16 protein-coding genes are annotated in these 19,936 nt (G+C 65.9%); 10 read left to right on the top strand and 6 right to left on the bottom strand.

Going from position 1 to position 19,936, the window contains the following annotated elements; translation table 11 throughout:
• Positions 1-57: 57 nt before the first annotated feature.
• Positions 58-1,950, bottom strand: a complete 1,893-nt coding sequence (nosZ, locus tag THITHI_RS0106855) for a TAT-dependent nitrous-oxide reductase (RefSeq protein ID WP_018232337.1) — start codon at positions 1,948-1,950, stop codon at positions 58-60.
• Positions 1,951-1,979: 29 nt separating this feature from the next.
• Positions 1,980-4,136 carry a transcriptional regulator NosR gene (gene nosR, locus THITHI_RS0106850; RefSeq protein WP_018232336.1) on the bottom strand — a complete coding sequence of 719 codons (2,157 nt, stop codon included), beginning with the start codon at positions 4,134-4,136 and terminating at the stop codon, positions 1,980-1,982.
• A gap of 291 nt (positions 4,137-4,427) precedes the next feature.
• Here nosR and THITHI_RS0106845 point away from each other — a divergent pair, with 291 nt between their 5' ends.
• Entirely contained in the window at positions 4,428-4,769 is a 342-nt protein-coding gene (locus tag THITHI_RS0106845) for a hypothetical protein (protein ID WP_018232335.1), read from the top strand.
• 6 nt (positions 4,770-4,775) lie between these two features.
• Here the strand turns inward: THITHI_RS0106845 and THITHI_RS0106840 are convergent, their stop codons facing one another.
• Both THITHI_RS0106840 and ubiT read right to left on the bottom strand, forming a co-directional pair.
• On the bottom strand, positions 4,776-5,459 hold the full coding sequence (locus tag THITHI_RS0106840) for an alpha/beta hydrolase (protein WP_018232334.1): 684 nt from the start codon (positions 5,457-5,459) through the stop codon (positions 4,776-4,778).
• A gap of 94 nt (positions 5,460-5,553) precedes the next feature.
• On the bottom strand, positions 5,554-6,102 hold the full coding sequence (gene ubiT, locus THITHI_RS18600; protein WP_018232333.1) for a ubiquinone anaerobic biosynthesis accessory factor UbiT: 549 nt from the start codon (positions 6,100-6,102) through the stop codon (positions 5,554-5,556).
• 348 nt (positions 6,103-6,450) lie between these two features.
• Here ubiT and THITHI_RS0106830 point away from each other — a divergent pair, with 348 nt between their 5' ends.
• The 6 genes from THITHI_RS0106830 (at position 6,451) to THITHI_RS0106805 (ending at position 12,601) form a co-directional block, all read left to right on the top strand.
• Positions 6,451-7,452 carry a TIGR01212 family radical SAM protein gene (locus tag THITHI_RS0106830; RefSeq protein WP_018232332.1) on the top strand — a complete coding sequence of 334 codons (1,002 nt, stop codon included), beginning with the start codon at positions 6,451-6,453 and terminating at the stop codon, positions 7,450-7,452.
• Positions 7,453-7,463: 11 nt separating this feature from the next.
• Complete coding sequence (gene ubiU / locus THITHI_RS0106825; protein ID WP_198005633.1) at positions 7,464-8,459, top strand: ubiquinone anaerobic biosynthesis protein UbiU; 996 nt, start codon at positions 7,464-7,466, stop codon at positions 8,457-8,459.
• The gene (gene ubiV, locus THITHI_RS0106820; RefSeq protein WP_018232330.1) at positions 8,456-9,349 is read left to right on the top strand and encodes a ubiquinone anaerobic biosynthesis protein UbiV; all 894 of its coding nucleotides are present in this window, start codon (positions 8,456-8,458) and stop codon (positions 9,347-9,349) included. The genes ubiU and ubiV overlap by 4 nt, the downstream gene beginning before the upstream one ends.
• Positions 9,346-10,920, top strand: a complete 1,575-nt coding sequence (locus THITHI_RS0106815; RefSeq protein WP_018232329.1) for a lipoyl protein ligase domain-containing protein — start codon at positions 9,346-9,348, stop codon at positions 10,918-10,920. The genes ubiV and THITHI_RS0106815 overlap by 4 nt, the downstream gene beginning before the upstream one ends.
• 380 nt (positions 10,921-11,300) lie before the next feature.
• A complete protein-coding gene (locus THITHI_RS0106810) occupies positions 11,301-12,323 on the top strand; it encodes a class I fructose-bisphosphate aldolase (protein WP_018232328.1) in 1,023 nt (340 codons plus the stop codon).
• A 5-nt stretch (positions 12,324-12,328) separates the two neighbouring features.
• Complete coding sequence (locus tag THITHI_RS0106805) at positions 12,329-12,601, top strand: SelT/SelW/SelH family protein (protein WP_018232327.1); 273 nt, start codon at positions 12,329-12,331, stop codon at positions 12,599-12,601.
• Positions 12,602-12,716: 115 nt separating this feature from the next.
• Here the strand turns inward: THITHI_RS0106805 and THITHI_RS0106800 are convergent, their stop codons facing one another.
• A complete protein-coding gene (locus tag THITHI_RS0106800) occupies positions 12,717-14,240 on the bottom strand; it encodes a CoA-acylating methylmalonate-semialdehyde dehydrogenase (protein WP_033336917.1) in 1,524 nt (507 codons plus the stop codon).
• Positions 14,241-14,492: 252 nt separating this feature from the next.
• Here THITHI_RS0106800 and THITHI_RS0106795 point away from each other — a divergent pair, with 252 nt between their 5' ends.
• A complete protein-coding gene (locus THITHI_RS0106795; RefSeq protein WP_018232325.1) occupies positions 14,493-14,870 on the top strand; it encodes a hypothetical protein in 378 nt (125 codons plus the stop codon).
• 132 nt (positions 14,871-15,002) lie between these two features.
• Positions 15,003-15,326: a hypothetical protein gene (locus THITHI_RS0106790; RefSeq protein WP_018232324.1), complete on the top strand. Its 324-nt coding sequence runs from the start codon at positions 15,003-15,005 to the stop codon at positions 15,324-15,326.
• Positions 15,327-15,556: 230 nt separating this feature from the next.
• On the opposite strand, the gene THITHI_RS18595 is transcribed toward THITHI_RS0106790, so the two are convergent.
• A complete protein-coding gene (locus tag THITHI_RS18595; RefSeq protein ID WP_018232323.1) occupies positions 15,557-18,016 on the bottom strand; it encodes a S8 family serine peptidase in 2,460 nt (819 codons plus the stop codon).
• A gap of 279 nt (positions 18,017-18,295) precedes the next feature.
• Here THITHI_RS18595 and THITHI_RS0106780 point away from each other — a divergent pair, with 279 nt between their 5' ends.
• Entirely contained in the window at positions 18,296-19,930 is a 1,635-nt protein-coding gene (locus THITHI_RS0106780) for an HD-GYP domain-containing protein (RefSeq protein WP_018232322.1), read from the top strand.
• The last annotated feature ends 6 nt before the right edge of the window (positions 19,931-19,936 follow it).

Raw genomic sequence — 19,936 nt, 5'->3', positions numbered from 1 at the left:
GGCGCGGAGGCGGCGTACTCGCACCGCCCCCGCGCCACGCCCTCCGTTACAGGGTGGTCAAGCCTCGACAATCATGCGACCGGCCATCTCCATGTGCAAGGCATGGCAGAACCAGCTGCAGTAGTACCAGTACACCCCGGCCTTGTCGGCCGTGAAGGTGACCGAGGCGGTCTGCTGCGGGCTGATCTCCATGCTCACCCCATGGTCCATGACGACAAAGCCGTGGGAGAGATCTTCGATTTGATCGAGGTTGGTCACCACCACGGTCACCTCGTCGCCCTTCTTGACGCGGAACTGGTCCATGCCGAAAGCGGGGGCGACCGCGGTCATGTAGACCCGCACCTTGTTGCCGTCGCGGATGACCTTGTTGTCGGTGTCCACGTTGACCCCGTCGCGCCGGGCCATCTCGATGGTCTCGGCGAAGTAGGGGTCATCCCGGTCCCAGATCTGCCTGGTCTGGATCTGGTCACGGCGCACGATGACCGCGTCGTGAGGCTCGGCGAAGGTGGGGGTGTCATGCACCAGCACCATCTCGTCGCCCGAGATGTCGATCATCTGGTCGCACTCCGCGTGCAGCGGGCCCACCGGCAGGAAGCGGTCCTTGGAGAACTTGTTGAGCGAGAACAGCCACTTGCCGTCCGCATCCTTGGACTCCGCCAGGGAGGCATGGTTGTGGCCCGGCTGGTAGTGGACGTCGATCTTCTGGACGATGTAGTCCACGTTCTCGCCGTTGTAATGGCGCACGGCGTTTTCTATGTGCCACTTGACCACCTGGCTGTCCAGGAACAGGGTGGTGTAGGCGAAACCCCTGCCGTCGTAGGTCGTGTGCAGCGGCCCCAGCCCCAACTCCGGTTCCGCTGCGACCACGTCACGTTCGTTCTCGAGCTCCCCGTTGAACAGGGCGTCAAGCCGCGAGATCTCGATCATGGTGACGGTGGGCGAGAGCTTGCCGGCGGCGATGAAGTACTTGCCGTCGGTGGAGGTGTTGAGCCCGTGCGGGTTTTTTGGCACCGGGATATAGCGGGTGACGTTGAGGTCGGACGTCTTGCGGCCATCCACCACGGGCACGTCGGAATTGCCGATGGTGGTGAAGTTGCCGTCGCGCACAGCCTGCTCGATGTTGGAGATGTTGAACACCACCACGTGGTCGCGTTCTGCCTGCATCTTGCCGGCCAGGGTCACCGCGTGCTCGGAGTTGTAACAGGTGGAGGCGGTATACTTGCCCGTGTAGTCGGCATCCGTGTTGTCCAGGTTGCCGTCCACCAGCACCTGCCACTTCACCTCCATAGTGTCGGCATCGATTGCGCTGTAGAGCGTCCGGTAGTTTTCCGTATCGTCCATGCCTGTGCCGTCATTGGGCTGCGGGATCAGGAACTCGCCGTTGGCGAACACGTAACCGGTACGCGGTGCCTTCTGAAGCCGCAGACCGTGGATGGCCTGGACGTTGGGCACGGTCACCATCTTGTCCGTCTTGAACACGTCCAGGCGGATGCGGGCCACGCGGGTGTTGGCCTTGTCGTTGATGAACATGTAGCGGCCGTCGTGGCTGCCGTCCGTGTAGCTCACGTGGGGATGGTGCGCATCGCCGTTGGTGAAGCGCCAGCTGTCGCCCATGATGCGCTTGGACTCGTTGGTCATGCCCCAGCCGGTGGCCGAGCAGTGGTTGAATACCGGAATGCGCATGATCTCGCGCATGGACGGTACACCGTAGACGCGCACTTCACCCGACTGCCCGCCGCTCCAGAAGCCGTAGTAGTCGTCCAGTTCGCCCAGTGGAACGTGGGGGCTCTGCCCGCCACCACTGTTGCGCGCCGCTGTTGCCTCTCCGCTCTTCATGAGCGCGGCGCCTCCGCCTGCTGCACCGATCATGCCGACGGCGGCCGTGGCCCCCAGAAAGCGCCGGCGTCCCGGGCTTTCCAGGGCCTTATTTTCATCGTTTCGGTCTGTCATGACGTCACCTCTCTATGGTTAAAAGGCTGCTAATTCTTTGCGGTTGATGCAGCCTGTTCCTCGATCCGGATGACCGGATATTCGCCACCTTTCGCCCTTCCCGCCGAGATGCTGGCCGCCTTCTCTCGCCGCTTGCGGCGGGCGATCAAGGGCGGGCACTTGCGGTCGTTCCAGTAGGTCACCTGGCAGTCCAGGCAGTAGTGGCATTCGTTGGCATTGATGCGCCCGTCAGGGTGGACGGCCTGCACCTCGCATTCATTGGCGCAGATCTGGCAGGGTGTCCCGCACTCCTTGTGGCGCTTGAGCCAGTCGAACAGGCGGATACGCGCGGGTATGGCCAGGCCGGCGCCCAGTGGGCACATGTAGCGGCAGAAGAATTTGCGGTTCACCACGGAGATGGCGAGCAGGATCCCTGCGTAGAGCACGAATCCCCATTCGCGCTGGAAGCGAAGTGTGACCGCGGTCTTGAACGGCTCGACTTCGGCATAGACCTCGGCGGTGGAGAGCGAATGAAGCGAGATGGCGAACAGGACGAGCAGGATCATGTACTTGATCGCCCAGAGCCGCTCGTGAACCGCCCAGGGAAACTCGAACTGCGGCACCTTCAGCTTGCGCGACACCTCGTTGATCAGCTCCTGCATGGCACCGAAGGGGCACAGCCAGCCGCAGTAGACTCCCCGCCCCCAGAGCAGCAGGGTGGCCGCCACGAAGGTCCAGAGGATGAACATCATGGGATCCATCAGGAAGGTGTCCCACTTGAAATCACGGCCCAGCGAGTTGGTGAAGGTGAAGATGTTGACCACCGAGAGCTGCGCCAGGGCATACCAGCCGATGAACACCACGGTGTAGATCAGGAAGACATGACGAATCCGCAGCAGAAGCTTCGGACGCCGCGCCAGCACGTCCTGGAACATCAGGATGAATACCAGCAGCGTGAGTCCGATGCCCAGCACCACGATATGGATGACGCGGTCTTCCCAGACCGTCACCCACAGCGGCCGGTCTTCGTCGACTGCGATGGCGGGCTCGGGCGGATCAGGATAGGTGAACCAGGCCTCCGGCGGCGTATACATGAGCGGGAAGTTGACGAAGGCGGAGTCGAGGGCCCCCACCTGCCGGCGCACCAGCAGCTCGACTTCCCAGGGGCGTCCCGGGTCGAAGCCGTGCTCGGCGCGCACCACGAAGATGTCGCGCTCGATGAAATGGGGCGCACCTTCGGCGGCGATGCTCGGGGCACGGATCAGGTCGGTGTCGCGGAACTGGATGGCGCGGTCGCCCTGCATCAACTGAATGCGATCGAAGATGCCGCCACGCACGAACCCGGAGCCCTTGAACGAATAACGGCCCGAGGCCATGAGCAGGATGGCGTGCTCATCGAGTTCCAGACGGTCCATGACCCGCTCGTAATGGGCGTCGCCGAGCAAGTTGCGGCCCGCGGTGGGCGCGTTGAGATAGGCGGCGTGGAAATCGATAAAGGTCTCGTCCTCGGCCCCCGGTGGGGCGGTCTCCCGGCCCTCGGCCTCGGTGCCGATGAATGCCTCGTCCACCTCGCCGCGGGTCAGATCCAGGCGTCCGACGGCGCCTGCTTCGAGCAGCTCGTTCCAGGTGGCGGGTTCGAACACGTCCTCGCGCACGCTGGCCGGTTCCCGGACGGCCAGTGCGGCGGGGTCGACCAGGCCGTGGGCCAGGGCGATGCGCCGGGCGCTGCGCATAATGCCTTCGCCCATGACCACCACCGTGACCGTGGCCCCGGAGACGGCGTCCACGTACTGGTATCCCTCGCGCTGGCGCGGTGAGATGCCGACACGCACCCGATCCTTGATGGTGCGCGTCAGATACTGGTTGGCGAAGTCCACCAGGCGCTGTTCCGGGATGCCCACCAGCATGATGGGTTCGCTGTGCTCAAGGACACGCACGCCGACGATCATGCCGGTCATGTCCAGGGCCACCAGCATGTTCACGGGCTCACCCGAGTAGGCGGGGATGGGGGCCACGTCGTTGGTCTCGAACAGCAGCCCGATCTGCTCTTCACCCCGGTAGACGGCCCGGGCCGGCGGATCCCCGGCGGGTTCCCCGAGGCGATCCGCTTCCGCGAAGAATCGCTCCCAATCGGCTCCTGCGGGTGCCCCCGTGGCCATCAGGAGCAGCACCAGGCACAGCCAGGTGGGCAGCCATTTCAGGAACATGCCTGTGGGCCTCTGGCGCTGTCCGAAAGGGGTGCTCCAACCTGTATGGCGGCGATGGAGGACATGAGGTTCGCACCGGCACGACAGCCACGGCCCGTGGCGGAGAATCTGGAAAGACGGCTGCGGGACATCTGTTTCCCTCGGGGCGGTGTCGGAGTCATGGCGACGCCGCGTATCAAACATGCGATCATCGTAATCAGCGCACATGCATGGCGGCCTTGATTCTGGTCAAGCATTGTCCGGAAAGATGCATATAAACTGTAACTTCACCTGTGACATGGGAGCGAGAGGGTGAGTGACGACGTCGGCAGGGACATTTTCAGGCGGTCCGGGATCGACTGGGCCAGGCGGCTGGTGGATGAGTACGCCTTCTCGCTGGAGGGTATCCCCGAGATGATCCGGGTACGCCTCTACCGGGTGGTGGGAGAGCAATGGATCGAGATGGAGCAGAGCCATTACCTGCAGACGCCGGGGATGGCTTCGCCCGTGGTGTCCGAGACCGGGCGCTACAGCTCTCGCGAGGAGGCGCTCGACGACGTGCTTCACGGTTTTACCGAGGGGTATCAGAGCGCCGTGAAGGCTGGGCACCGGCCGGATGTGAACTGGCTGCTGCCGAACCGCGATTTCGTCTGAAGGGATTCATACGCGCGCCGGCTCGAGGATGCGGCAGGTCCACTGATCGAGGATATCGATCTCCTCCGGACAGACCGTGTGGCCCATGGGAAACTCGTGCCAGTCCACTGCATGACCCAGTTCCCGCAGCCGGTCCCGGCTGCGGCGTGCGTCCTCCAGGGGGACGGTCTCGTCGTCGGCGCCATGCATCATCAGGATGGGCAGGTCAGCGTTGGCGGGATGGCGCTCCCCGGACAGGCTGTCTGCCAGCACCAGTTCACCGGAAAGCACGATGACCCCGCCCAGGCGGTGCGGGTAGCGCAGCGCCGTGTGCAGCGCAAGTGATGCCCCTTGGGAGAAGCCGCCAATCACCGTGTGTTCCGATACGATACCGCGCGCCCGTTCCTTATCCAGCAGCGCCGTGATGCGCTGGGCACTCTCCTCGATGCCGGCACGGTCCTCGGGCACCTCCGCAGGATCCCCTGTCACGTCGAACCAGGCCCGCATGGGTTGCCCCCTGTTGACGGTGATGCGCCGCAGAGGCGCGTTGGGCGCCAGGTAATGCAGGCCCAGTTCGCGTGACTTCTGCATGTTGGTGATGATGGCGTCCATGTCCGTGGCGTTCACGCCGAGTCCGTGCAGCCAGACGGTGCAGGCTACCAGTTCCGGGCGGGTGTACAGCTCGATGAGGTCTTCCTGCTCCCTGTTCATGCGCACTCCTGTAAGGGCTCCGGGGATGGTGGGATTATGCCCGATCTCCGCACCGGCGTGCCTTGACACGACGCAACCGGGGTGGGCGTCGGCCTCACCGGCGGGTAACGGCTGGCGGAATACCCGGGCGCTGCGCCATGCGGTCCAGTCCTGCCCGGCGTACGGCCGCGATCAGCACGCCGCCTGGCCCGGAACCCAGCACCGCCCGTACATGGCCCTCCCAGTCGAACTCCATCCCGTCCAGCAGGTTCTTGAGATAAAGCCCCGCCTCGGTTTCGCCCTCCAGTTCCAGATCCCGGTGGAAGAACAGGGTGTCCGGATCCTCGATGCGCGCCGCCAGGCGCCAGAAATCCCGCAGACGGCCCCGAATGCGCACGTCCCAGTCCCGGTCATCCCGGCAACGATAGGCGTGCGTCCGGTTGGCGCGGACCAGAAATGCGATCTCGTTGCCGGTGTCGGCCACCGACAGGCAGATGCGCTTGTTCTCCAGCGGTCCGAGTTCGTCCGCGAGGGCTTGCCCCTTCAGCAAGTGGTTGATCAGGATAGAGAAGAATCGCGTGTGCAGCGCATCCGGAAGGACACGCAGCGCCGTGTCCACGGGCAGTGCCAGGGCACGGCTGCTCAGGGGTATGGGTGGCTGCATGGAGTGACGCCTCATCAGTGCCGTGACGACTTTGCCGACGCCCGGCAGTCTGCTGTATCCGGGGGGGCGCGCACAAGTGCCGAGTTGCCGGGGCTGCCCCGCGCGGTGTCGTGTGTCTCGTGAACGATGGCACCTGCGCCTGCAATGATGCACCCAAAGCGGCCGGTTCAGTGACGCGGCCCGCAGGTTGCCCCGGGTTCAGTTGATCGAAGTCATGGCGGGTGTATGCCCGACGGGTTGGAATGGCCGGGATCAGGAACCCGACCATTAGAGTGGATCAAATGTTCAGTGCGGATCAATGCAGGCACACCATGACGGGCAATGCGCGCTCCGGCAAGCGTTGCATCGATGTCGCCGGCCCCATCCGGGTTCCGGGGCGACCGGCATGACGCCATGGCGCTGACCGATCGGATCCATACCCTGGGTGCCGCGCTTCGGGTACGCCACGGTACACGGGTACACAAGCTCACCGTGAGCGCGGGCTTTGTCTGCCCGAACATGGACGGCACCCGCGGGCGCGGGGGCTGCACCTTCTGCAACAATGCCAGTTTCTCTCCCCATGGGTATGACGGCGGTGCCGTGGCTCGGCAGCTGGCCTCGGGCCGTGCGGTGATCGCCCGGCGCACCGGTGCGCGGCACTACCTGGCTTACTTCCAGGCCTACACCAACACCTACGCGGAACTGGAGCGTTTGCGGGCCCTGTACGACGAGGCCCTGGCGCAGCCCGGGGTCCTCGGTCTGGCCATCGGCACCCGCCCCGATTGCGTACCGGACCGGGTGCTGGATCTGCTGGCGGCCTACCGGGACCGTGGCCACGCAATCTGGCTGGAGCTGGGCCTGCAATCCGCCTTCGATGAAACCCTGGCGCGGGTCAACCGGGGACACGGTTTCGGCGAGTATCTGGATGCGGTGCACCGCGCCCATGCCCGGGGTCTCGATGTGTGCACCCACCTGATCATCGGCCTGCCGGGGGAAACCGATGGTCACGCCCGCGAAACCCTGACACGTGTGCTGGAGGCCGGTACAGAGGGGATCAAGCTGCATCCCCTGCACGTGGTGCGTGGCACCCGGCTCGCCCAGGACTGGCGGGCCGGCGCGTACCGTCCCTGGTCGCGGGAGGCCTACGTGGCCACGGCCGCCGACCTGATCGAGATGACGCCGCCCGAGGTGATCTTCCACCGACTCACGGCCACCGCCCGTGCCCCGCTGCTGCTGGCGCCGCAGTGGTGCAGCGGCAAGTGGCAGGTACTCAATGCCATTGAGGCCGAGCTCGCGCGGCGCGGCACCCGGCAGGGATCGCGCCTCAACCGGCCTTCGGAATTCACGAATCACGAGGTATCCAGCCTATGACGACCCGACCCATGGAACTGGTCTGTCCGGCGGGCGGACTGCCCGCGCTGCGGGCCGCGGTGGACAACGGCGCCGATGCCGTCTACGTGGGCCTGAAGGGGCGCAGCAATGCGCGTAACTTCCCGGGGCTCAACTTCGACGTCAACACACTGCGTCGGGGAATCGCGTATGCCCGGGCGTCGGGCGTCAAGGTGTTCATGGCCCTGAACACCTATCCGCAGCCCGATGGCTGGGCATCCTCCACCGAGGTGGTGGACATCGCCGCGGCCGAAGGTGTGGATGCCCTGATCGTGGCCGACATGGGGCTCATGCGCTATGCGGTCGACCATCACCCGGATCTGCCCCTGCATCTTTCGGTGCAGGCCTCGGCCACCACCAGCGATGCACTCGAGTTCTACCGCGAGCGCTACGGCATCCGGCGGGCGGTACTGCCCCGGGTGCTGTCGATCAGGCAGGTGGCGCAGGTGATTGACGGCTGCGGGGTGGACGTGGAGGTGTTCGGTTTCGGCAGCCTGTGCGTGATGGTGGAGGGGCGCTGCATGCTCTCGTCCTATGCCACCGGGGAATCCCCCAACTCCTGCGGCGTGTGTTCGCCCGCCCATGCGGTCCGTTGGCAGGAGACCCCGACGGGACGCGAGGCGCGCCTGAACGGTGTGCTCATCGACACCTTCGGCCCGGGCGAGAGCGCCGGTTACCCGGTGGTATGCAAAGGCCGATTCAAGGTTCGTGACCAGGTCTTCTATGCCATCGAGGAACCCACCAGCCTGAGCACCCTGGATATCCTGCCGGAGCTGTTCAACCTGGGCGTGCGGGCCATCAAGCTGGAGGGACGCCAGCGCAGCCCCGCCTACGTGGGCCGCGTGACCCGGGTGATGCGTGAGGCGCTGGATGCCTGCCAGGCGGACCCGGAACTCTTCGTTCCCCTTCCGGAGTGGACCGCCGCGCTCGCCGACATGGCCGAGGGACGCACCCACACCCTGGGCGCCTTTCACAGGGCATGGCAATGAAGCTCGCGCTGGGACCGTTGCAGTACTTCTGGCCCCGGGAGCGGGTGCTGGCCTTCTACGAGGCCGTGGCCGACTGGCCGGTGGACATCGTCTACCTGGGCGAAACCGTCTGTTCCAAGCGACGTGAACTGCGCTTCGATGACTGGCTGGCACTGGGCGAATCCCTTGCCGCCGCCGGCAAGTCGGTGGTGCTCTCGTCACTGGCGCTCCTGGAGGCGGACTCCGAACGCCTCACGCTTCGCAGGCAGGTGAAGCAGGGCCGTTTTCCGATGGAGGGCAACGACGCCACCGCCCTGGGACTGCTGGCGGGCCGGCCCTTCATCGCCGGACCGCATATCAACACCTACAACCCGGGTACCCTGGCGGAACTGGCGGATCTGGGTGCGGTGCGCTGGGTTGCGCCGGTGGAACTGCCCCGTGACACGCTGACCGCCCTGCACGGGGCCCGTCCCGCGGGGCTCGAGACCGAGGTCATGGTGTTCGGCCGACTGCCGCTGACCTTCTCCGCCCGGTGCTTCACCGCCCGTGCGCACGATCGCCCCAAGGACGCCTGCGAGCTGGCCTGCCGCGATGATCCGGCCGGCATGCCCCTGGCGACCCAGGACGGGCGCAACTTTCTCACGGTCAACGGCATCCAGCTCCAGTCCGCCGATCCGGTCAACCTGATCGCCGAGGTGGCGGGCCTTCACGAGGCCGGGGTGGAGGTGCTGCGTATCTACCCGGAGGCGGAGGGTACGGAGACGGTAGTCCGCGCCTTTCGCGCATGTGCCGACGGGGAGTCCACGGCCGGGGAGGCCCTGGCCCGGATTGCGCCCCTTTTCGCGGGTTTCTGCGACGGTTACTGGCACGGAGGTGCGGGGCTGGACTGGCGGGGTGCGCTGGCGCCATGACGGCGCGCACGTGTCTGGTCCTGCGACAGGGCCCGGCGCCGGGGCCGCGACAGGCGGAACTTGACAGGGCCATGCTTGCGGACAGCGAGGCGCGCGGGACGGCGTGGCTGCGGTTTCATCGCTATCTGCCCACCGCCAGCCTCGGACGTGACGAGGCCGTCTGCCACGCGGTGCGCGAAGACTACTGCCGGGAAGCGGGCATTCCCGTGGTGCGCCGCCTCACCGGAGGCGGTGCCCTGTACCTGGATCCAGGGCAGTGCTGCCTGACTTTTGTGCTCCCCCGTGTCTGGTTGAAAACCGCCCACTCTCTGGGCGACCTCATGGCCCGCTGCAACGGCGCAGTCATCGCCGCGCTGAGGCGCCTGGGGATACCCGCCGAGGCAACCATGCCCAACGATCTGGAGGGGGGCGGTCGCAAACTCGGCGCCGGCTTCCTGTGTCTGCGGGCGGACGCGGTGCTCTACCAGGCGGTGCTCCTGGAGCACCCGTTGGACACGGAGACCCTGCTCACCGTGCTGCGTGCACCCCGCGAGAAGCTGAGTCCCCGCGGTGTGCAGAGCGCCCGGGAGCGCTTCACCACGCTCGCCGAACTGGTGGAACAACACCGCCTGCCCCGGCCGGGGACCGGGGTCGACCTGGAGGGTGCCCTGAAGGCCGCGCTCTGCGAGGAGTTCGCATTGCAGGCCGTGCCGGGCGACGTGCAGGCAGCCGGGCTTCCGAGCCCCGCGCCGGAGCCCGTGGCGGACGAACTCGAAGAGGACTGGAATGACATCCGGGATCGCACCTGGCAGGCCTTCGAGGCCACCCCCGGCGGGGTGCTTCACCTGCTCCTGAACCCGGACGCAGACGGCGCCCGTATCCGCCACGCGACCCTCGCGGGTGCCGTGCACGTAGCGCCGCCCACCCTGCTCGCGAATCTGGCCCGGGAACTGACGGTGGCAGCACCCGGTGCGGCCGAGGCGCGCTGGCGTCGATACCTGGGCGACGGAAAGGCTCAACTGCTCGGGTTCGAGGCGGGAGATCTGTACCGACTGCTGCGACGTGCCCTGAACCGGGATGCCGAGCAGAGCCTGGGTCTGAGCACGGCGCAGGCGAACACCCTCATGGTGCATCCTGCCAACACGACCGATTCCACGCGGCAGATTCTCGAGCGTGCGACGGTCATGCTGGTGCCTTACTGCGCGAAGCCCGCCTGGTGCAAGTGGCGCCACAGGGACGGCTGCCCCGAATGCGGCCTGTGCGAGGTGGGCGAGGCCTATCGGATGGCCCGGGAACGGGGCATGCGCGTGGTCACCATTACCCGCTACGAGCACCTGTGCGCCGTGCTGGACGAGATGCGCCAGGACGGCGAGCCCGCCTACGTGGGCATGTGCTGCGGCAATTTCTACCTCAAACGGATGCAGGCCTTTCGGGAGGCCGGCATGCCCGCGGTGCTCATGGACATCAGCGGCGCCAATTGCTACGAGCTGCGCCAGGAGGACCAGGCCTACGCCGGGCAGTTCACCGCCGAGGCGCGCCTCAACGGCGAGGTGGTGGAGAAGGTCATGCGCTGGGTGCCGCGGGTTCGGTGAAAATGTCTGGTTTGAACCACGAAGGGCACGGGGCAATACACTCAAAGGACGCTGACGGCGAACCGCCTGCAGAGTGTGTAGGTTGGGGTGAGCAGCGCGAACCCCAACAGCATTGGCCCGGACCAGGTATCGCGTGTTGGGGTTCGATCCTCACCCCAACCTACCTGATTCCCGATTCTCCTTGCGCGCGTTGCGAGAGACATATTCTTTCTTCGTGTTCTTCGTAGTTCGATTGCCCTTGAACCTGGCCGGAATGGCACCACTGGCGATTGCCGGCACGGGGCAATACACTCAGGGCAAGGCGGTCGGCGAACCACCCGCAGCGCGTGACAAATCGCCATCGGCCGTGCGCTGCGGGCCTCAACCGCGGGAGGTGGCTCATGAGCGGAAACGATCTTGCATCCATTGCGCAGGCGATGGTCGCCCCGGGCAAGGGCATCCTGGCCATCGACGAGAGCCTGGGCACAATCCGCAAGCGCTTCGACAGTGTCCATGTGGAGTCCACCGAGGAGAATCGCCGCGCCTACCGGGAATTGCTGATCACGGTCCCGGGCGGCGGCGAGTACATCAGCGGCATGATCCTGTTCGACGAGACCATCCGCCAGCACACCCGTGACGGCGTGCCGTTCGTACAGGTGCTCGCCGATCAGGGAATCCTGCCCGGCATCAAGGTGGACGCCGGCGCAAAGGACTTGGCGGGGCATCCCGGCGAGAAGGTCACCGAGGGGCTGGACGGGCTGCGCGAGCGCCTGGCCGAATACGCGCAACTGGGCGCGAAGTTCGCCAAGTGGCGCACCGTGATCACCATCGGCGAGGGCATTCCTTCATCGGGCTGCATCGAGGCCAACGCCCACGCGCTGGCCCGCTACGCGGCCCTGTGCCAGGAGGCCGGACTGGTGCCCATCGTGGAGCCCGAGACCCTCATGGACGGCGACAACACCATCGAGCGCTGCTACGAGGTGACGGAGCTCACGCTCAGGACCGTCTTCAGCGAGCTCCACCGGCAGCGTGTCGTCACAGAACACACGATCCTGAAGGTCAACATGGTCGTCCCGGGGAAGAAATGCCCGGACCAGGCCGGTGTCGAGCAGGTTGCCGATCTGACCGTGCGCTGCCTGAAGAACTGCGTGCCCGCGGCGCTGCCCGGGGTCGTGTTCCTCTCCGGCGGACAGAGCGCGCGCGATGCCACAGTGCACCTCGATGCCATGAACAGGAAATATCCCGACCTGCCCTGGCCGCTCAGCTTCTCCTATGGCCGCGCGCTGCAGGAGCCGAGCCTCAAGGCATGGGCCGGCCGCCCGGAGAACGTCGAGGCCGCGCAGGCGGCGCTGCTGCATCGCGAAAAGTGCAACAGCCTCGCCGCGCTCGGCCGGTACGATGAATCGCTGGAGGAGGCTGCCTGAGCCCCATGAAGCCGCGCGTCGAGATCGAGTTCTGCACTGCATGCCGTTTCACCCTGCGCGCGGGCTGGCTGGCCCAGGAGCTGCTGTTCACCTTCGGCGAGGATCTGGGCGAGGTGGCCCTCGTCCCGTCCACGGGCGGCGTCTTCGAGGTCCGCTGTGACGACGTGACCCTGTGGTCGCGCAAGATCGAGGGCCGGCACCCCGACGCCAAGGAACTCAAGCAGCGACTGCGTGATCACATCGACCCCGGACGGTCGCTGGGCCACAGCGACCGGTGAACCCGCCGGGTGACCCGCATGGGCGACCCGGCGATCCATCTGCGCCTCGTCCGGCTGGCGCGGCCGGGTTCACCGATCGGGACGTCGCGCGCTTCGCGGTTAAACAGCGAACCACTCAATGCGTCGGCATGATGAACGAGTTGGCGGACAGGTCGCCCGCCGACGGCCAGCGCGAGGTGACGGTCTTCAGGCGGGTGTAGAAGTGCACGCCCTCGGGCCCGTGGACGGCGTGGTCGCCGAACAGGGAGTGCTTCCAGCCGCCGAAGCTGTGGAAGGCCAGCGGCACGGGAATCGGCACGTTCACGCCCACCATGCCGGCGGAGACGCGGCGCGCGAACTCGCGCGCCACGCCGCCGTTTCGGGTGAACACGGCGACCCCGTTACCGAATTCATGGGCGTTGACCAGTCCGATGGCATGGTCCAGATCCGGCACGCGCACCACCGAGAGCACCGGGCCGAAGATCTCCTCCCGGTAGATGCGCATGGACGGTTCCACCCGGTCAAACAGGCAGCCGCCCAGGAAGAAGCCGCCCTCGTGGCCGTCGACCCGAAACCCCCGGCCGTCCACCACCAGTTCCGCGCCCTCGGAGACGCCCGTGTCCACGTAATCCGTCACCCGCTGCAGATGCGCGCGGGTGATGAGCGGTCCCATATCCGCCTCCGGGTCCGTCCCCGGGCCGATGCGCAGGTTGCGCGCCCGGTCCGCCACGCGGGCCACCAGTTCGTCCGCCACGTCACCCACCGCCACCGCCACGGAGATGGCCATGCAGCGCTCACCCGCCGAACCGTAGGCGGATCCCACCAGGGCGTCCACGGCCTGTTCCAGGTCCGCATCGGGCATCACCACCATGTGGTTCTTGGCGCCGCCGAGGGCCTGGACCCGCTTGCCGTGGGCGGCGCCCGTGGAATAGATGTGCTGCGCAATGGGTGTGGATCCCACGAAACTCACGGCGGCCACGCGCGGGTCGGTGAGCAGGGCGTTCACCGCCTCGGCATCGCCGTTGAGCACGTTGAACACGCCGTTGGGCAGGCCCGCCTCGCGCAGCAGTTCGGCCAGCATCAGGGCGGGGCCCGGGTCGCGCTCCGAGGGCTTGAGTATGAACGTGTTGCCGCAGGCGATGGCCACCGGGAACATCCACATGGGCACCATGACCGGGAAGTTGAACGGCGTGATGCCCACGCATACGCCCACGGGCTGGCGCAGGGAGAAGCTGTCGATTCCCGTGCCGACCTGATCCGAGTACTCGCCCTTGAGCAGGTGAGGGATGCCGCAGGCGAATTCCACCACCTCCAGGCCGCGGGTGAACTCGCCCCGGGCATCGGAGAGCACCTTGCCGTGCTCGTGGGTGATCTGCGCCGTGATCTCGTCGGCGTTCTTCTCAAGCAGCTCCTTGAAGCGGAACACCACCCGGGCGCGGCGCAGGGGAGAGGTATCGGCCCAGCCGGGCAGGGCGGCGGCCGCCGCCGAGAGGGTCGCGTCCACCTCGCCCGGGCTCGCCAGGGGCACGTGGGCGGTCACTTCTCCGGTGGCCGGGTTGAACACGTCGCCGAGCCTGCCGGAAGCGCCCGCAAGCGGCTCGCCCCCGATGAAATGGGTGAGCTGCCGTGGCGTGGATTCGTCATAGAGTCTGGATGTCATGGTGTGCTCCCGTGGCGGCGTCACTGCCGCGGATTGGCCGCGCACAGGACCCGCGAAACTGCGGATGCGATGCATGACCTCTGGATGATTCGAAGCCTGTCACCGCATCCGTGGCAGGTCAAGGCGGTTGGCCGGTTCAGTCATCCGGCCGGACGCGGAGCCGAGTGACGCGGGCGCCCCCGATGTGCTATGTCTGAAAGACAGGCCCATGCGCGGCCGCTGGCCAGTGATGCTGGGGGACCGGACACAGTCATGCCGAAAAAGCTTGTCATCCTTCTGGTCAATACCGATCCGGAACGCAGCATCGAACTGGGTGCTCCGCTGTTTCAGGCGGCCGCGGCGGCGTCCATGGACTATGCCGTGGACGTCATTTGCGCCGGCGCCTCGGGGGCACTGATGAAGAAGGGGGTGGCTGACGGCATCTTCATCAAGCCGGAGTCGGGCCGTACGGTGGGTGATTTTATCCGCATGAGCCACAAGGCGGGCGCACGTTTCCTGATGTGCGCTTCCACCTTCGAGCTATACAGTTTCACCGAGGCCGATCTGATTCCCGAATGCGATGGGGTCACCGCCGTCACCGAGTATGTGGCGGAGATGCTGGATGACGAGTGCCGGATACTCACCTATTGAAGGACCGGTCGGCCAGGTTCGGGACGTCGCTGCGGGGGACCCTGCCAGGCGCATCCTGATATGCTTCTCCCGTATCGAGACATGCACCGGCGTCCGTTGCCCGGACGCGCAAGACCGGAATCACGCGAGACCATGGATCTGAAAGTCATCATCGACGACGAGCTGTATACGCTGAACGTACCCGAGGAGATTGTACGGGGGGCGACGGATGCCTTCGACAGGATCGACCGGGAACTGGACAACGGCTGGCAGATGGGCCGGGACTGGGTGGAGAGCCCCGGACTCGAGGACCGGATCCGCATCGTGGGCGACAAGCTTCTCACCGCGCTCGAACGCGAGGACCATGATATGGGCCGGGTAATGGCCGCCTACATTCTCAACCGCGCCCCCGATCTGGACACGCTCACGCTGGATACCGCCGGAGAGATCCGCAACAGCGAACTGCGTTACCGCTGATCGTCCGTCCTGCGCGGGTCATTTGAAGTAAGGCCGCGGATCCCCGCTGTACGGGCACCCCTGTACGGGGACCCCCAAACCGAGTCCTGCCGTGCGAGGGCTGAAGGCCTGATTACCGCGGGCAGGCCGGTCCGGCTCAGGACATCCACACAAAGCCGGTCATACGGATGCCTTTGCCTGCTGCCGGACGACCCGGAACCATGTGTTCGATCGCCACCGGTGAAACCCGGTCAAGGGGCGGCGTCAGATGTCTGCCGCGTGTCCCGGGGCAGGTCCGAGATATCCGGCTGACTGCGGAACCCCACGGAGAAATCCAGGTCGCTCAGGTCACTGTTCACATCGATGCTTTCGAAAACCGACAGTGTGGGATAGGCGCCACAGGCCTCACCAGGGCCGCAGATCCGCCCGTCACCGCTCATGTCCGTACCGGCAGCGATCCGGTACCGGCCTCCGGGCACTTCATCGAAACGGAAGCGGTACCGCCCGTCCTCCGGGTTCACCCCTTGTGCCGCAACCGCATCGCCCGTCTCATCCACCAGCAACACATAGATGCGCCCGACCGTGTCAACGGCGAGTTCGGGCGCCGCTACCCGAAGGCGGGCGGAAATCACCAGGTCGGGTCCGGCATCGTTTTGTATCCGGACCGATGCCGAATGTTCCCGTGCTTCCATATCATCTCGCGAGGCCCGCACGCGATACGTGCCAAGCCCGTCCCCGTCCACGGACTGTGTCGTGACCGAAAGCCATGAGGCATCGGCGCTGACCCCGGTCACCTGCAGCGTGCCTCCCCCGGAATTGCGCAGCAGGAGATCCAGCACGGACTCCGTGAATCCGAACTCCAGCCGCTGGGGTGCGGCGGACAACAACGGTGGAATCTCGCCGTCGTCCGCCAGCCCCCTGACGGCGCCCAGCGTCTTTAATGCGTTGATCTGCCCCCAGCCCGTCTCCGGATCCCAACCGGGCGGACCCATGTCGTCGGTCAGGCGGCCGGACTCCAGCAGGAAGGCGAAGGTGTCCGGCGTGAGGCCGGGGTCGATGGATCGGGCCAGGCTTACCACGCCCGAAACCACGGCGGTCGCCATGGAAGTGCCCTGGTAGAATGCATAGGCGGACCGGCGGGTGCCGCTGGTGTCATCGACCAGAGTGCTCAGGATGCCGTCGGGGTAGCCGTCCCCGGTGTGGTCCACGCGCATGTTTCCGCCCGGCGCGACCAGATCCAACTGGTCGCCGAAGCCGCTGTAGGGCGCAAGCTGGTTGATGGCATCGGTGGCCCCGACGGCAAACACTGCATCATGGGCGGCGGGGAAATCCACCGTTCCCGTTCTATTGCCGGCGGCCGCGATGATAAAGATCCCGCGGTCGCGGATCTCCTGGGTCAGGGCGGCCGCGATCGTGGAAAAGGTTCCGCCGCCCAGGCTGAGATTGATCACGTCGGCCGGGCGTGCCGGAACGGTCTCGGAGTCGTTTGGAAGACCGGCCGCCCAGCGTATTCCCTGGAGTGTGTCGTACTGCGTGCCAAGCCCTTCCTTGCCCAGGGTACGCACCGGCATGATGCGCGCGCCCCAGGAGATGCCCGCCACCCCGATGGCATTATTGCTCTCAGCCGCGGCGATACCCGCGACATGGGTGCCATGCCATGTGCTCTCCCCCGGGTGCGTCGAGTCGCCCGGGTCATCCGGATTCGGATCGATGCCGTCACCATCGAGAGATATGTTCGGGTCGGAGATAAAGTCGTAGCCCTGAACCAGCCGCGTGCGCAGGTCCTCGTGATCCAGGAACACCCCCGTGTCGATAACCGCGATGATTACATCGGCATCCGGCGCACGGCCGGTGCTGATACTCCAGGCGTCAGGCAGATCGAGAGTGGCGTGGTGCCACTGGAGCCCGTGGAGCGGATCGTTCGGCAGCAACTGTGCCCGCAAGCGGAAATTGGGCGAAACGTCGAGCACCCCGGGCCGTCTCTGCAGTCCCTTGATTGCCACCAGCGTCCGGTGCCGTTCGCGCAAACCGGGGCTGGCCCAGGAGAGGGTGTCCGCCGCGCCCGGCATGACACCCAGTACGCTGATGACCAGTTCCTCGTAGCCTTTCGGGATACGCCAGAGCTGTTCCCGGTCCGGAGCCCCGGCCACCGCCTGCAGGCCCAGGCTCTGCGCATCGAGATCGGTGGCTGCGTCCGACTTCCCCGGACCGGCGTCCGCACGGACGATCATCTCGCCGGGCACGAAATCATCGGAGAGACGCGGACCACGGCGGGATTCGACCCGCGGGTCCTGGTCGGTGGCGAGCCGCAGCGAATAATTCGAATGTCCCGAGAATGCGTGTACGCCGACGAAGTACCGGCCATCGGCCGGCGCCGACAGGGTTTCCGTGGCACCCAGGCCGATCGAGCCGTCTATGATCTGACCTTCGTGATTCACCAGGTAGAGATCGAGGTCGGCCACGGACGGGTCGGGGAACTGCAGGATGATCTGCTGACCGGCGCGGAGTTCCACGTCAAAAAAATCGAACTCGTCGCCCGCGGCACCGAAGCGGCTGACCGTGCCAGGCGCGGCCACGAAACCGCCGATGATCGCCGGCGTGAGGACCACCTGTGCCTGGTCCGGGTGATTGTTCCGGTCCGTGGGAGACTCCGGGTCATTCGTGTCGGCGTCGACGCGGTTCAGCGCGTCCGGCTGGATCACGCCCGTCACGGTGAAGCCTGACGGAGGAACCGCAGCCCCGCCGCCACTGCCTCCGCCGCTGCACGCAACCAGAAAGAGGCTCAGTATTACCGCAACAATCGCTGGCCTGACCATGTCGGAAACTGTTATACCATGGGGTCCGGCAAGGTGTCCCGGGTCATCGCGCCGCCGGGCCGCTGGAGGTTCTGCCGGCCTTTCCATGGCTGTCATGGGCCCGGGCGGCGCCATTTTGCCCGACCAAACCAATCGGCCTACAATGCAATCGGGCTACTCATGAGAAAGACCGGCATGGATTCGAAGTCGCTCCTTGGGCGCATCGAACGTCTGGTCGAAATCGGTGTCGCGCTCTCCGCCGAAGGGAATACCGATCGGCTGCTGGAGACGATTCTGATGGGCGCCAAGACCATCACAGGGGCCGACGGCGGCACCCTCTACCTGATGGAAGAGGAAGCGCGGTCACTGCGCATGGCCATTGTGCGCACCGACTCCATGGCGTTCGCCATGGGCGGGAGTACCGGCGAGCCCATTCCCTTTCCGGCGATCCCCCTCTATGACGAATCGGGCCGTCCCGATGACTCGATGGTGGTCACCTATGCGGTTCACCACGATCGCACGGTCAATATCCCCGATGCCTACGACACCGAGGTCTTCGATTTCTCGGGCACCCGCGCCTTTGACGAACGGACCGGCTACCGATCGCAATCGTTTCTGACAGTTCCGCTCAAGGACCACGAAGGCGCGATCATCGGTGTACTGCAGCTCCTGAATGCGGTGGACGAGGCGACGGGCGCCATCGTGCCTTTCTCGCCCGAAAGCGAACGGCTCGCCCAGTCACTCGCCTCCCAGGCTGCGATCGCGCTGACCAACAAGCGCCTGATCAGTGATCTTCGGGGGCTCTTCGATTCCCTGATCCAGCTCATTGCCGATGCCATCGATGAGAAATCCCCCTATACCGGCGGGCACTGCCGAAGGGTGCCGGTCATCACGATGCTGCTCGCTGATGCGGTGGCCGGGACCCGTGAGGGTCCGTTCAGCGACTTCGTGATGACCGAAGACGACCGTTATGAACTCGAGACGGCGGCGTGGCTCCACGATTGCGGGAAGATCGCAACGCCGGAGCACGTCATCGACAAGGCGACCAAGCTGGAAACCATCTATGATCGCATTCACGCAGTCGATACCCGCTTCGAAGTGCTCCGTCGAGATGCCGAGATCGCGCGGCTGCGGCGGGAACTGGAGACGCTCCGAGAGGGATTGGTCCCCGATACCGCCGCCCTCGACCGTGAACTCCATGCGACGCTTTCCACCCTGGCCGAGGAACAGGCGCTCGTGCGGCGAAGCAATCCCGGGGGGGAGGACATGGAGCCGGCGGAGCAGGCGCGCCTTGCCGGTATTGCCCGGCGGCATTTCCTGGACCACGCGGGGCACAGGGTTGCCCTGCTTGATGGCGATGAACTGGCCAACCTCATGATTCCCAAGGGGACCCTGACTGCCGCCGAGCGGCAGATCATCAACAGCCACATCGACGTCACCCTGCAGATGCTCGAGCGGCTGCCCTTTCCCAAGAACCTGCGCAATGTCCCGGAGTTTGCCGGCGGCCACCACGAGCGGGTGGACGGCAAAGGCTATCCCAAGGGGCTAACCGGCAACGAGATGTCGGTCCAGGCCCGTATCATGGCCATCGCCGACGTGTTCGAGGCGCTCACCGCCGGGGATCGCCCCTACAAGCCGGCGAAGAAACTGTCGGAGACGCTCGGCATCATGGCCCGCATGGCCGCCGAAGGGCACCTGGATGCGGCGCTGTTCGATGTGTTCCTGCAGCGGGAGGTCTATCTCGATTATGCGCGAACCCACCTGAAGCCCGAGCAGATCGACGACGTGGACGCGGCGTCGCTGCGGGTGGCGGGTTGGCTGGCCGGTTGAGATCCC

The organism is Thioalkalivibrio thiocyanodenitrificans ARhD 1 (genome assembly GCF_000378965.1).
Taxonomy (GTDB): domain Bacteria; phylum Pseudomonadota; class Gammaproteobacteria; order Ectothiorhodospirales; family Ectothiorhodospiraceae; genus Thioalkalivibrio_A; species Thioalkalivibrio_A thiocyanodenitrificans.
Note: the sequence above shows the minus strand (reverse complement) of the source record. Positions and strands in the feature narration are given on the sequence as shown.

What these genes read in the sequence shown, in the direction of transcription:
- nosZ (WP_018232337.1), bottom strand. Translation starts at nt 1,950, where the DNA reads ATGACAGACCGAAACGATGAAAATAAGGCCCTGGAAAGCCCGGGACGC.
- nosR (WP_018232336.1), bottom strand. Translation starts at nt 4,136, where the DNA reads ATGTTCCTGAAATGGCTGCCCACCTGGCTGTGCCTGGTGCTGCTCCTG.
- THITHI_RS0106840 (WP_018232334.1), bottom strand. Translation starts at nt 5,459, where the DNA reads ATGAACAGGGAGCAGGAAGACCTCATCGAGCTGTACACCCGCCCGGAA.
- ubiT (WP_018232333.1), bottom strand. Translation starts at nt 6,102, where the DNA reads ATGCAGCCACCCATACCCCTGAGCAGCCGTGCCCTGGCACTGCCCGTG.
- THITHI_RS0106830 (WP_018232332.1), top strand. Translation starts at nt 6,451, where the DNA reads ATGTCGCCGGCCCCATCCGGGTTCCGGGGCGACCGGCATGACGCCATG.
- ubiU (WP_198005633.1), top strand. Translation starts at nt 7,464, where the DNA reads ATGGAACTGGTCTGTCCGGCGGGCGGACTGCCCGCGCTGCGGGCCGCG.
- ubiV (WP_018232330.1), top strand. Translation starts at nt 8,456, where the DNA reads ATGAAGCTCGCGCTGGGACCGTTGCAGTACTTCTGGCCCCGGGAGCGG.
- THITHI_RS0106815 (WP_018232329.1), top strand. Translation starts at nt 9,346, where the DNA reads ATGACGGCGCGCACGTGTCTGGTCCTGCGACAGGGCCCGGCGCCGGGG.
- THITHI_RS0106810 (WP_018232328.1), top strand. Translation starts at nt 11,301, where the DNA reads ATGAGCGGAAACGATCTTGCATCCATTGCGCAGGCGATGGTCGCCCCG.
- THITHI_RS0106805 (WP_018232327.1), top strand. Translation starts at nt 12,329, where the DNA reads ATGAAGCCGCGCGTCGAGATCGAGTTCTGCACTGCATGCCGTTTCACC.
- THITHI_RS0106800 (WP_033336917.1), bottom strand. Translation starts at nt 14,240, where the DNA reads ATGACATCCAGACTCTATGACGAATCCACGCCACGGCAGCTCACCCAT.
- THITHI_RS0106795 (WP_018232325.1), top strand. Translation starts at nt 14,493, where the DNA reads ATGCCGAAAAAGCTTGTCATCCTTCTGGTCAATACCGATCCGGAACGC.
- THITHI_RS0106790 (WP_018232324.1), top strand. Translation starts at nt 15,003, where the DNA reads ATGGATCTGAAAGTCATCATCGACGACGAGCTGTATACGCTGAACGTA.
- THITHI_RS0106780 (WP_018232322.1), top strand. Translation starts at nt 18,296, where the DNA reads ATGGATTCGAAGTCGCTCCTTGGGCGCATCGAACGTCTGGTCGAAATC.